This window comes from Phytohabitans flavus (genome assembly GCF_011764545.1).
Lineage (GTDB): Bacteria > Actinomycetota > Actinomycetes > Mycobacteriales > Micromonosporaceae > Phytohabitans > Phytohabitans flavus.
The window spans coordinates 7,510,312-7,523,222 of sequence record NZ_AP022870.1; the positions used below are offsets into that span (position 1 = coordinate 7,510,312).

A 12,911-nucleotide genomic window follows, 5' to 3' on the forward strand; every position below is an offset into this window, starting at 1 on the left:
TCGATGATCGGGAGAGTGCGGCATGAAGAACCGTCCGCGCGGCGGGCTAGGACGCGGGCTGGGGGCTCTGATCCCCACCGCGCCACCGTTGCCGTCGGGTGGCGATCCGGAGGTTGAAGCCACTGCGCCGGCCGGCGCCGATGTGGCTCAGGCGGCCCCGGAGGACAGGGCGCCCGGCGACACGCCGGTCCAGGTGCCACCCGCCGAGCTCGCTGTCACCCCCGGAGCTACGAGCCACCTCGCACCCGTCCCAGGGGCTCGCTTCGCCGAGATACCGGTCGGGGCGATCGTGCCCAACCCGAAGCAGCCGCGGCAGGTCTTCGACGAAGAGGCCCTGGAGGAGCTCAAGACCTCGATCCAGGAGGTGGGTCTGCTCCAGCCGATCGTGGTGCGCGAGCTCGACGGCGAGAAGTACGAGCTCGTCATGGGCGAACGTCGCTGGCGCGCCGCCCAGGCCACCGGCCGTGACACCATCCCGGCCATCGTCCGCGACACGCGCGACGACGCGATGCTCCGGGACGCGCTCCTGGAGAACATCCACCGCGCCAACCTCAACCCCCTCGAAGAGGCGGCCGCGTACCAGCAACTCCTTGAGGAGTTCGGGGCGACGCACGAGGAGCTGGCGAGGCGGATCGGCCGGAGCCGGCCGCAGATCTCCAACACCATCCGGCTCCTGAACCTGCCGGCGCAGGTGCAGCGCCGCGTGGCGGCCGGCGTGCTGTCGGCGGGTCACGCCCGGGCGCTGCTCGGCCTGGAGGGCACGGAGGCGCAGGAGGGACTGGCGCTGCGGATCGTTGCCGAGGGCCTGTCGGTACGGGCGACCGAGGAGCTGGTCGCTCTGGCGGTCGCCGAAGGACCCTCCCCCGCGGCGACGCCAGCCAAGCGCCGCGTCAAGGCACACGCCCCGGCGCTGAGCGATCTGGCCGAACGCCTATCCGACCGCTTCGACACCCGCGTGAAGGTCGACATCGGCCGCAGCAAGGGCAAGATCACGATCGAGTTCGCGACGGTCGACGATCTCGAACGCATTGTCGGGATCATCGGCGTCGAGCGCACGGAGCAGTCGGAGTAGGCCCGCGCAGCCTTCAGGTTGTTGCTTTGCGGCGGCCGCGGCCCCTGAGCGGGGGCTCGCGGCCGCTTCTGTTTCATGTGGAACGGTGGCCGCTCTGGGCGGTCCTTGCTTGGGCCGGCGGTGCGGTTTCTGGCACACGCTCGCTGCGGCCTGCGGCCTGCGGCCTGCGGCCTGCGGGCGGCGGGCGGCGGGCGGCGGGCGGCCGGGGTCCCCGCGCGGCGGCCGGAGACGGACGTGGGTTCCGGTCGGCGGCTCGGCTGGGGTCCGTGTCCGTGCCTCGCCCGGCGGTCGGCCGATCCGCACTTCGATTCTTAGCGGGCTCGCGCATGGTGACCGCCGCAACGTCGTCGACCGCGTCCAGGTGGCTCTGGATGGGGTGGCTCCTTCGCTGCGACCGAGGGGGTTCGACATTGCGCCTCCAGGGAAGCTTGGGCACGGTCGGCGCGACTGAGGGACCGTCATATGAGTCTTCGGCCCCGAAGGCTCGGCACCTGACTCTGTGCCGGGCGTTGGCTCGGCCCGCCCTGGTCTTGCGACCGGCCTGCCGCCCGGCCTGGGCGGCGGCCTGAGTGCCGGTCCGCTCGGTCGGGGCACTCGCGGCTGGGCGGCCGACTGAGACTGGCGGCCAGCCCTCATGCCAGGCGCCCTCTTCCCTGCGCGGCGAGACCGTATGCGTGGCTCGGGTGGCGTAGGGGGTGGGCGCCTCTGGCGCGGAGTGGCGGGACTCGCGTGGGCGACCTCGTGCCGGGCGCATCTCTGAGCCCAGCTGGATCGCCAAACTGGGACTTGGGCGGGTGACCTTCGTGCCGGTGGGCGCGTGTCTGGGCTAGCTGGATCGCCATCGTGGTCTGCACGGCATAGCAGGGTGGAGCGCTTTCGGCAGGCCGCCAGGTCGACCCCAGAGCAGCAGGGCCTGGACGCCCAGCTGTCTCGAGGTCAAGACAGAACCGGTCGAGCCTGGGGCGGACGGCGGCCGCCTGGCGCTGGACGGGATCGCGGCTGCGCGCGCCAGTTCGGCGATCACCCTGGTTCGGCCTCACGAATGGGTCGCAGGGCAGTGCAGCGAGCGGAGCTGGGCCAGCAGGCGTCTCGGCCGGGGACCGCGTGCCACGCAGCCAGATTGGATGGAGAGCCCATGTTCGGGAAGGCACGGTCGTCTGGTGGGTCCAAGCGCCCGCCGGTCGCGCTCAGGGACTCCGTGTTGGTTTCCTCTGACGCGCCCACTGGTCGCTGATTCCTCTCATCTGGCGATGCCCGAGGCGGTCAGCGTCGGGCGAGGCTCCGGACCCCGGCCAGGGGTCAACAGACCGTCGCCCCCACCCCGCCGTCCGCGGTCGCATTCGCGTCACAGCCTCCCGGGCCGCTCGCACGGCCCAGGCAAGCAGGCGCCCCCACTGGTGTCGCTGGAGACGCCGACCGCCGCAAGGGCGCGAGAGCAGGCGACGCGCGGCCGGCGAGATGCTGCGTGGCTCGCCTCCGGGTGGCAGTCGCGTGTCCCGTCGTCGTGCGTGGGCTCGCGTGCGGCTCGCCTCTGGGGTGGCTCGCGTCTGGGCAAGGCTGGCCCTGCGATGTGCGCCCTCGCCGACTGGCCCAGCGACCCGATGGTGCCCGACATCGCTCGTCACAAAGCAGGGACACGGCGACCGGCCTCCGGTTAGCCACCCGGCGCAGAACCCGGCCGGCGATCTGGCGCTGATGCTCTCGGGGCACCGTCGGGTTCGCGAGCGCGTGGTGGTCGCCGGGATGATCCAGCGGCAGGGCCAACCGTTGGCGCCGTGAGCCCCTGGACGATCCCGAGGATCGTGGCCGTCGGTGTCAGTGACGCCCGAGGCCGCGGCGGAAACTCGGGGCAAGGCCCTCGGTAGGCGAGCGGTACTTCCGCGCTACCTGCCGACCGTCCTGCATCGACAAGCTGGGTTTCGCACCTGCCACAGTCAGGCGATCCGCCGTGTCATGATCGAGCCCGAGAGGGGCCAGCCGTATTGCCGGAGTGGCACGTGCGCCGGCCCGGCGTTCAGCTAGGGCAGAGCCGCCTCGCTCGGTCCGGAGGCCTTGCTCTGTCTGAGCGGCTGGGCTCGATCGATCGGTCTTCAGGATCAGCTCGGCGCTGGGCAGCCGTACCGACGCCGGCTGGTCGCCACCCGACCACTGCTGTCGGTCAGTCGACCTTGGTCCTCGGCGAGTGCCGACCAGACGCGAGCCGGTCGGTCAGCAGCCGCCACAGGCTCATCTCGCCAGTCGTGCTGGAAGCTGCCCAGCGTCAAGGCGGCGACATGCTCTGGTCCACCAAGTCGCGGACGTGGGAGCCATCGGGAGTGGCGCGGCGCTGGGTGTCGACTCGCGCCCCGCCCCTACCGAGCCGCTCGACCCGCTGAGTGCCTTGGCCGAGCCGGGAGCCGAGTCGGGAGCGAAGCCCCACGCTCTGCGGTCTGCCCAACGACCGTTGCGCTCCGGCAGACGATGACTGCCCGAATCGCGCTTGGCCTTGATGCGGTGGCTGGAGTCGAGTGCCGGGGATCGAGCCCTGATTTGCTCGGCCAAGTGGCGCTGTTCTGATCGGCTACGCGACGGGGACTCCGAGGAGGCCTGGCGAGAAGCCGGCGCTGGTCGATCACCGATGTTTCCCGTGAAACATTGCGCCAGCGAGGTCACCTCACAGGACCCGTATGGGCGCTCCCGGCCTCGGTGGTGTGACCGCCGGGGCGCGAATCCCGTGATCTGAATCGAGAGGTCGATCAGGCGGCAACGCACGAGCGCCAACTCAGACGGCAACCCGGCACGTTCCTTGAGCCCGCCGCTGCGGATCTCTACGCGTCGACGTGGCGGCCGTCGAAGGCCTGTCAGTCGGTCCGCCCTTTGGCCCGCGGCCGTCCGTGACAGGGCCCTCGTCGAGCCGCGCGCGAGGAGGCCAGTCGCGCGGCGGAGTCGACGCCAGGTGATCCGGATCAAGCGCGCGCCGCCTGCACACGCTTCAGGGTCGGACCGCGCGGTATTCGAGCGGAGGGCACCCAGCCCGAGCCAGGCGACCAAGGGACCGGGCCGAACGCGCTTGGTCGAGCTGCGGCCACAGCATCCGTCCGCGCCCGCGAGCGCCGCGCGTTCGTACCGGGTGAGTGGCGGAGTTGCGGCATGTCCGCGGTGCGCACCGGCCCACGGGAGCTGACCGATGGCTGGGACATCGGCAGGATGATCGACCACGACGTACCGAGCGGAATCGGCTCGACCACTCACGACCTGTTCTGGTTCCGCCGGGGAGCCGTCCCGGGAGGTACCGGCACCGCCGCTGCCGTGGATCTGCCCGTTCAAGCCACAAGAGTGTGGGATCCATCGCGGCGCCGCCGGGGACGACCCCAGGAGCCTCGCGACCGGATGTATCCCGACTATGAGGTGCCCAAGGAAACGAGGACCACACCGCTCGGCCGAAATCACGACCGGTGTCTCGCCGCAGCGACTTCGCGTAATCCGCGTGGGGCGAACCGCCGCCAGCGGGCGGCGGCCAACGCACTGCGAGGTGGGGGCCGGGGAACGAGGGAGCGCAGCGGCCGGCACCGCGACTGCCAGTCCAGGCCTGGGCGATCCGCAGCCCAGTGCGAGCAACCGGACCATCGTCGGCCACAGCGCCGCCACCGCCAGACCGGCCTACGGCGAGCGGGATCCGGCGAGGAGACTCGCACACGGCGACCCGGACGCAGCCCCCAGGTTTGCCCAAGCGCGGGCCAGACCCGGCACCGGCAGACCGCCGCTTCCGGAAGCGACCGCAGACCACCGACCCGCCTCCGACCGCGCCGACGGAGGACAGACCGATGGAAGTCAGACCGATGGAAGTCAGCAAGCCACCCGCTGCTGGGGTCGTCCCACCAACGGCGAGACGATCGCCGCGCTGCCGCCGGAGTTCCTGTCGCACGACCCAATGTCCCCGCGCGTGATCAGCCGGCACTCACCCTCGCGGCCGGCGCCCATGCGATGGCCGACCGGTCCCGAATTCGGACCGACCAGAGCAAGGGCAACGCAGGCAACGCGAGGCTCTACAGAGTCAGCCGAACCCATACGAGCGATTGCGACCCAGCACTCCAAGTCCTCTCGGTCACGCTCCCCAAGAGCCCTTCCTCGTCGACCGGCATACAGCAGCGGGTGCTGGCCGCGTGGCGGCGTTCAAGTGAAAGCGCGAAGCCGGCCGGTTCGGAGCAGAGCCCCGAAATTCGGAAGCCGGAATCAGAGCCCCAACCGCACCCCGAAGGCCGCCCCGTCGTTTGTCGTGGACGGGGGCCAGAAACCCAGGCGCCGCCGCAGCGGTGTCTGAGCAAAGAGCAACGCCCAAGACAGCGAGACCAACGTTGAGCGCCATACACGTCCCGCCGCCCGAGCTGGCGCGGCGGGCGCGACCCTCGACAACCGCACGGCACCATATGCGGTCCCGAGGGCGCCAGCACGGTCGCGGGCATCGGCCAACGCTGCCCGGTGCCTGCGTCCGGTTGGACGTCGTCGGCGACGAGCAAAACGAGCGACAGTCCGCCCGCCCACGGCGCTGGCACACACGGTCGGCGGGCCGCCGCCCCGTGTCCAACAGCCATGTTTCACGGGAAACGTCGCCATCGACGGACGGTGCCGTAGCAAGGCCGAGCGCGACCCCCGTTTCACGTGAAACGGCGACCGCTCACAATCCACAGGGGTTATCCACAGAACGAGCGGATTCGAGAGAAAGTGCCGGTCGGGGACGGTGGTTGCCTGTGGACAGAGAAGGTGGCGTCCGCCCGAAACGGGGAAGGACAGCGGTCCTGAACTCCGTTAGGGTCAGCCTCGTGCCAGACACAGCATCCCCCGTTCCCGACTTCACGAAGTGGCCCTCCTTCCCGTTCGAGGGCGACCTGCGGGTCAAGCAGCTCGACCCTCCCGTGGGCAAAGAGCCCTCGCGCAAGGGCGAGGACGCCGCCGACTGCAGCGCGTGCAATGCGCCCGATGACGCGTACATCTGGGTCAGCGAGCGATGGCGTGTGCGCGCCATGGACCGGCCCACCGGACTGCCGATGGTGCTCATACTGGAGTCCCGCTCGCATCTCGACTTGGGCGACCTGCCCAACCTGTTGGCGGCCGAGCTCGGCGTGATGACGGTGCGGCTGGAGCGGGCGGTGCGTTCGCTCGACGGCGTCGCGCGGGTCCACGTAAACCGGTGGGGTGACGGGTCGGCACACCTGCACATGTGGTTCCTCGCCCGGCCGTTCGGACGGCTACAGCTCCGCGGCACCTTCCTGTCGCTGTGGGACGACATCCTCCCGCCGATCCCGGAGTCGACGTGGCGGGAAAACCTGGCACTCGTGGCCGCGTGGCTGGCGGAGTTCGGTGGAAAGCCGCTCGCCGCGCCGCCGCGGATCGAGTGGCAGGCGCCGTCGAGTCTGATTCAGCAAGCGGCGGCGGAAGCGGCGAGCCTCGCTCAGCAGACCGCAGCCGAGGACACCTCGGTCGCGCTATTGGAAGCCCCAGCGGACGAGTCGACAGCGGAAGACTCAACAGCCGACGAGTCGCCAGCCGGCCGAGCCGCTACCGGCGCGGCGTCCGCAGCCAACGCGGCCGCCGCTGGCGTGGTCACCACAGGCGGCCCGACGGCAGACAGACTGACCGGCGGACCGGCAGCGCAAGGCGCAGCGGCCACCGGAGCAACAAGGCCGGGTCTGACCCCCGGCGCCGCCGGCCCGGCCGCCGCAACCAAGAGCGAAGCCCAAGCCGCCGGAGCGGAAGCAGACTCCAACGCGGCTGCCGTCGACGTGGCAAGCCAGGCACCGGGAAGCCAGCCCGGCCACACCGTACCGGTTGCCAGGTCGGCCGAGCAGTCCAACGCCCAGGGAAACAAGCCGGAGCACCACGGCGCCCCAAGCTGACGGCAACGCAGGCCATCCAAAAGAGCGCCCCCGCACCGGAGATCGGTACGGGGGCGCTTCGTGTAGAGGGCTCAAATGCTGCGGCGAGCCGCCCGCCCCACCAGCGTCGCCAGCAGCTTGCCGAAGTCGAGACCCGCAGCTTGTACCGCCAGCGGCAGCAGCGACGTCTCCGTCATGCCGGGCGACACACTGACCTCCAGGACGTGCGGCCGACCCTCCGCGTCGACGATCAGGTCGACCCGCGACAGGTCGCGAAGTCCCAGCGCCGTGTGCGCGGCGATCGCGGTCTCAGCCACTACCGTGGCCGTGTCCGTGCCGAGCCGCGCAGGCGCGTGCCACGTGGTGAGGCCGGCGGTGTACCGGGCTGCGTAGTCGTACACGCCGTTGCGCGGCACGATCTCGACGGCGGGCAGCGCCTGCGGCCCATCGCCCTGGTCGACCACCGAAACCGCCACGTCCATGCCCGCCACGTACCGCTCGACGAGCGCCGTCGAGTCGTACGCGAAACAACCCACCATCGCGGCCGGCAGCGCCGTCGCGTCCCGGACCACGGCGGCGCCCAGTCCCGAGCCGCCCTGCGCCGGCTTGACCATCAGCGGCAAGCCCAGCCGGTCGGCGATCCGGTCGAGCACAGCCACGGCGCCGAGCTCCGAGAAGCGGTCGTGGGGCAGCGCTACCCAGTCGGGCGTCGGGATACCGGCCTCCTGGAGCACCGCCTTCGCCGAGGGCTTGTCCCACGCGAGGCGGGCCGAGCGGGCGTCGCAACCCACGTACGGCACGTCGTACAGGTCGAGCACCCCGCGCAGCGAGCCGTCCTCCCCGTGGCGCCGTGCAGCGCGATCACGACGGCGTCGGGCGGGTCGGCCCGCAACGCCGGCAGCAGCGAGACGTCGGCGTCGCGCAGATCAGCATCGATGCCGGCGCCGCGCAGCGCGTCGAGCACGCGGCGCCCGGACTTCAGAGATACATCCCGCTCGTACGAGAGCCCGCCGGCGAGGACGAGGACGCGAAGGTCCGTGTTCATGCCTCAGATCATGCCAAGCCGGGGTCGGGGGCGTCGGCCGCGGCCTGCCCCCTGCGGCGCGCGGCGTGCCCGCCCATCGCGCCGAACACCTGCCGCATGGCCAACTCCTGCTCCATCACCCCGGCCAGCCGGCGAACACCCTCACGGATGCGCTCCGGCGGCGGGAAAGAGAAGTTGAGCCGCATGTGCCCCGCGCCGGTGCCGTCGGCGTAGAACCCGGTACCCGGCACGTACGCCACGCGGGCGGCGATGGAGCGCGGCATCATCGCCTTCGCGTCGAGCCCCTGCGGGAGGGTGGCCCACACGAAAAGGCCGCCCTTCGGCTCGGTCCAGCTGGTGCCAGCCGGCATCAGGTCGGCGAGAGCGGCCAGAAGCGCGTCGCGCCGCTCCCGGTAGATCTCGCGGTACGTCTTCAGCTGCTCCCGCCACGGCATGGTGCTGAGGTACGTGGCGATGGCCGCCTGCGCGTACGCACTCGGGCACAGGATCTGCGCCTCGCTGGCGATCACGAGCTTCTCCCGTACCGCGTGGGGGGCCAGGATCCAGCCCACCCGCATGCCCGGCGCGAACGTCTTCGAGAACGTGCTGAGGTAGAACACCCCGTCGCGGCGGCGGGAGCGCAGCGGCGCGGGCGCCTCGCCGTCGAAGCTCAGCTGGCCGTACGGGTCGTCCTCCACCACCAGCAGCCCGGCGCGCTCGCAGATGTCCAACACCCGCTCCCGCCGCTCCTCCGTCAGGGTCACACCGGCGGGATTCTGGAACGTGGGGATCGTGTACAGGAACTTGGCCCGCCGCCCCGACCGCGCGACCTCCGCGATCGCCTGCTCCAGCGCCTCGGGCACCAGGCCGTCGCCGTCCATCGGTACGTGCACGACCTGCGCCTGCGCGGCCTGGAAGACGCCCAGCGCGCCAACATACGTCGGGCCCTCGGCGAGCACCACGTCGCCGGGGTCGAGGAAGATCCGCGCGACGAGGTCGAGCGCCTGCTGCCCGCCGACCGTCACCACCACGTCTTCGGGGACGCCCCGCAGCCGACGTCGATGCCGGAGAGCGCCATCACCTCGCAGATCCGCTCGCGAAGCTCGAGGGTGCCCTGGCCAATTCCGTACTGAAGGGTGGTGGGCCCGTGGTCCGTGGCGAGCTTGCTGAGCATCTCACCGACCGCGTCGAGCGGGAGGGCCGCGACGTAGGGGGCGCCACCGGCGAGCGAGACGACCTCGGGGCGGCTGGCCACGGCGAAGAGGGCACGGATCTCCGATGCCGTCATGCCGCGCACCCGCCGGGCGTAGCGATCGGTATAGTCGTCGAGCGTCGTGCCGGTCATGACTCACCTACCTCAGGCGGAAGAGGATGTGGTCCCGTCAGGGGGCTCAGCCACAATGCTGGTCGGTCGATCGTAGTCCCGGAGCGCAGTCCGTGCCTCTGATTACCCCCGCCCGGTTCCACATCGCGGGCTAGGGCAAGGTGACCAGTTGCCCGACCTCTCCCCTGACGCGAAGTTCCGGCGTACGATCTCCTGTCGGGGCAAGGAGGCGGCGCGTGGCTGCAATCGACTCTATGAGGATTCGGCAATGTCGCGACGCTTGGTCAGTCTGACACTCGACACTCTCGAGGATCTCCCGCGCCCATGCCGCGCCTGCGTGTTCTGGGAGCTGGACCCGGTCGCCGCCGAGCGTGCGTGCGCCGCTGGCGACCCCGGCCTCGAAAAAGAGGCGTGGGTGTCGCAGACACTCCTGGAGTGGGGCTCCTGCGGCAAGCTGGCGTATGTCGACGGGATGCCCGCCGGCTTCGTCATGTATGCGCCGCCGGCCTACGTGCCGCGCTCGATGGCGTTTCCCACCTCGCCTGTCTCGGCCGACGCCGCTCTGCTGATGACCGCGCACATCGTCACGGCCTTCGCCGGCGGCGGGCTGGGTCGCATGCTGGTGCAGGGCGTGGCTCGCGACCTCACAAAGCGCGGCATCAAGGCGATCGAGGCCTTTGGCGACGCCAAGTACGGCGAATCGGGTGAGGGCGAGGATGGCTGCCTCGCACCCGCCGACTTCTTCCTCTCGGTGGGCTTCAAGACGGTGCGACAGCACCCGCGCTACCCGCGCCTGCGGCTTGAGCTGCGCACAGCGCTGTCGTGGAAGTCCGATGTGGAGTATGCGCTGGAGAAGCTGCTCGGCTCGATGAGCCCGGAAAGCCTGCTTCGGCCAGTTCGCCCAGCGACGCGTTCGACATCCAGCTAGAGCCGGATCATCCGCTAAAAGCCGGATCAGGAAACGGCCGCCGCCCGCAGCTTCCGCACGTCGATCGAACCCGTCGGCACGTCGGCCTCCACCGGGTAGTACATCCGCTGCACCGCCGCCACGATGGCCTCCACGACACGGTCGCGGAAGCTCGGGTCGATCAGCCGCTCCCGGTCGGCGGGCGAGGTCAGATAGCCGACATCGACCCGTACCGCCGGCATGCGGGTCAGGCGCAGCAGCTCCCACGTCTTCGGGTGGGTCTGGCAGTTGCGCAGGCCGGTGCGCTTGACGATCTCACGCAGCGCCAGCCCGGCCAGCCGCTCCCCCACAGTGGAGGTCACGCCGTTGCCCGTGCCGTAGTGGAACGCCGCCACACCCTCGGCATCCGGGTTGGCGTGGCCGTCGATGTGCAGGGAGATGAAGAGGTCACCGCCGAGCTCGTTGGCCAGGTCGGCGCGGGCGAGGTCGGTCAGGGCCGGCCCACCGCCGGGCCCGCGGGTCAGGTGCACCCGCATCCCGGCTGCCGCAAGGCGCCCCTCAAGCCGCGCGGCCATGTCGAACGCGAGGTCAGCCTCGGTCCACCGCAGCGGTCCGTCCGGCACGACGACGCCGGGGTCGGCGCCACCGTGGCCGGGGTCGATGACGATGACCTTGCCGATCAGGTTGGGCCCGGAGCGGCGGAACGCCTCCGCCTCGCGCAGCCACTGTGGCCGCCCGCCGACAACCTTGCGACCGAGCCGCTTGAGCGCGTGCATGGTCTGCGGTCCGCACGCCCCGTCCGGCTGGAGGCCCACCTCGCGCTGGAACTGTGCCACCGAACGCGCGGTGTTGGGCCCGAAGATGCTGTCGGCGCGACCCACGTCGTACCCCATCTCCAGCAAGCGCTCCTGAAGTGCGCGGACGTCCTCGCCGACGAGCGGCTCGGGCATCGCGTGGTAGAGCGCCCGCGCGCCAAGCCGCCAGCGGGCGGCGTCCAGCGCGCGCCACGTCTCGTCGCCGACCAGGCCGTCCACGGACAGTCCGCGGGTCTGCTGGAAGCTGCGGACGGCGCGCTCGGTGGCTTCGTCGTACTCGTCACCACCACCGGTCAAGAGGTCAAGCTCGGCGAGGATCTGATTGATCTCGATGACCGCCGGACCGCGGTCGCCACGCCGGATCGGACGCACGAAGGACCTCCTCGGTGAGAACGCTTCAGGAGCCTATCCCGCCCAGCGACACGCCGCCGCCGGGTCGCTGACACAAGCCCCTAGCGGGCGAGCGTCAGGAAGCTGGTAACCCAAAAACAAGACCAACGAAAAGAGGGCGCCCTCCAATGAGAGCGCCCCCACGCAAGTGCCTGTTACAACGCGGCCTCGATGAGCTTGACAAGGTCGCCCTTCGGACGGGCGCCGGCCACCGACTGCACCGGCTGGCCACCCTTGAAGACGGTCAGCGTGGGCACCGACATGATCCGGTACGCGCGCGCGGTCTCAGGGTTTTCGTCAATGTTCACCTTGACGATCCGCACCCGGTCGCCCATCTCGCCGGCGATCTCCTCGAGCAGCGGCGAGACCTTCTTGCACGGCGCGCACCACTCGGCCCAGAAGTCCACCAGGACGGGCGTCTCGGACTGCAACACGTCACTGGTGAAACTGGCGTCGGTGACCGCCTTGGTTGTTCCCACGAAGACCCTCCAGAACTCAGACTTCAAGTGATGCGATGAACCGCTCGGCGTCCAGCGCGGCGGCACAACCCGTGCCGGCGGCGGTGATGGCCTGGCGGTACGTGTGGTCGACCAGGTCACCCGCTGCGAAGACGCCGGGGACGCTGGTGTGTGTGGTGGGGGCGTCCACGACGACGTACCCATTCTCGTCGAGCTCCACCTGGCCACGGAAGAGTTCGCTGCGCGGCACGTGGCCGATCGCGACGAACAAGCCGGTCACGTCGAGCACCTTGCCCTCGCCCGTGTGCACGTTGCGCACCTGCACGCCGGCGACCTTGCCGTCGTCTCCGAGGACCTCTTCGACGACCGAATTCCACTCGACGCGGATCTTCGGGTTGGCGAGCGCCCGGTCGGCCATGATCTTGCTGGCCCGGAACTCGTCGCGGCGGTGGACGATCGTCACCGTCTCACCGAACTTGGTCAGGAACGTGGCCTCCTCCATCGCGGAGTCGCCACCGCCCACGACCGCGATGTCCTGCCCGCGGAAGAAGAAGCCGTCACAGGTGGCGCAGGAGGAGACGCCGTGGCCGAGCAGCTCCTTCTCGCCGGGAACGTCCAGCGGCCGCCAGGCCGAACCGGTGGCGAGGATGACCGCCTTCGCTCGGTACTCCGTCGCGCCGACATACACCTTGTGGGTCGCGTCGGAGCCGATCACGCCGGTGTCGACGAGCTCCACCCGGGTAACGTCGTCGGTGAGGAACTCGGCGCCGAACCGCTCGGCCTGCTTGCGCATGGAGTCCATCAGCTCGGGACCCATGATGCCGTCGGGGAAGCCAGGGAAGTTTTCCACGTCGGTTGTCGTCATCAGCGCACCACCCGACTGCGCACCCTCGATGACGAGCGGCTTGAGGCTGGCACGCGCGGCGTAGACCGCCGCGGTGTAACCGGCCGGCCCTGAGCCGATGATGATCAGATTACGGACCTCGTCCACTGCCGACTCCCGTACTGTTGTATGCGCAGAGGAAAACCCATCGCGAGCCGCGATGATTCCCGACCCCGCGTCCGGGTG

Annotated in this window: 6 protein-coding genes and 2 pseudogenes; 3 read left to right on the forward strand and 5 right to left on the reverse strand. The window is 70.5% G+C overall.

What is annotated here, in order from left to right:
- Positions 1-22: 22 nt before the first annotated feature.
- Positions 23-1,072 carry a ParB/RepB/Spo0J family partition protein gene (locus Pflav_RS33130; RefSeq protein WP_173040700.1) on the forward strand — a complete coding sequence of 350 codons (1,050 nt, stop codon included), beginning with the start codon at positions 23-25 and terminating at the stop codon, positions 1,070-1,072.
- 4,799 nt (positions 1,073-5,871) lie between these two features.
- Positions 5,872-6,945, forward strand: coding sequence for a hypothetical protein (locus tag Pflav_RS33135; RefSeq protein ID WP_232072195.1), 1,074 nt, complete (start codon positions 5,872-5,874; stop codon positions 6,943-6,945).
- A gap of 71 nt (positions 6,946-7,016) precedes the next feature.
- On the opposite strand, the pseudogene Pflav_RS33140 reads toward Pflav_RS33135, so the two are convergent.
- Both Pflav_RS33140 and Pflav_RS33145 read right to left on the reverse strand, forming a co-directional pair.
- Positions 7,017-7,969, reverse strand: a pseudogene (locus tag Pflav_RS33140) (D-alanine--D-alanine ligase family protein).
- A gap of 8 nt (positions 7,970-7,977) precedes the next feature.
- Positions 7,978-9,293: pseudogene (locus Pflav_RS33145) on the reverse strand (aminotransferase-like domain-containing protein).
- Between the two features lie 247 nt (positions 9,294-9,540).
- Here Pflav_RS33145 and Pflav_RS33150 point away from each other — a divergent pair.
- Complete coding sequence (locus tag Pflav_RS33150) at positions 9,541-10,200, forward strand: GNAT family N-acetyltransferase (RefSeq protein ID WP_173042779.1); 660 nt, start codon at positions 9,541-9,543, stop codon at positions 10,198-10,200.
- A 26-nt stretch (positions 10,201-10,226) separates the two neighbouring features.
- Here Pflav_RS33150 and Pflav_RS33155 read toward each other — a convergent pair whose 3' ends face one another.
- The 3 genes from Pflav_RS33155 to trxB form a co-directional block, all read right to left on the reverse strand.
- A complete protein-coding gene (locus tag Pflav_RS33155) occupies positions 10,227-11,366 on the reverse strand; it encodes an N-acetylmuramoyl-L-alanine amidase (protein WP_173040701.1) in 1,140 nt (379 codons plus the stop codon).
- 173 nt (positions 11,367-11,539) lie between these two features.
- Positions 11,540-11,863 (reverse strand): thioredoxin, encoded by a 324-nt coding sequence (gene trxA, locus Pflav_RS33160; protein WP_173040702.1) that lies wholly within the window; start codon positions 11,861-11,863, stop codon positions 11,540-11,542.
- Positions 11,864-11,879: 16 nt separating this feature from the next.
- Positions 11,880-12,833, reverse strand: coding sequence for a thioredoxin-disulfide reductase (gene trxB / locus Pflav_RS33165; RefSeq protein ID WP_173040703.1), 954 nt, complete (start codon positions 12,831-12,833; stop codon positions 11,880-11,882).
- Between the last annotated feature and the right edge of the window lie 78 nt (positions 12,834-12,911).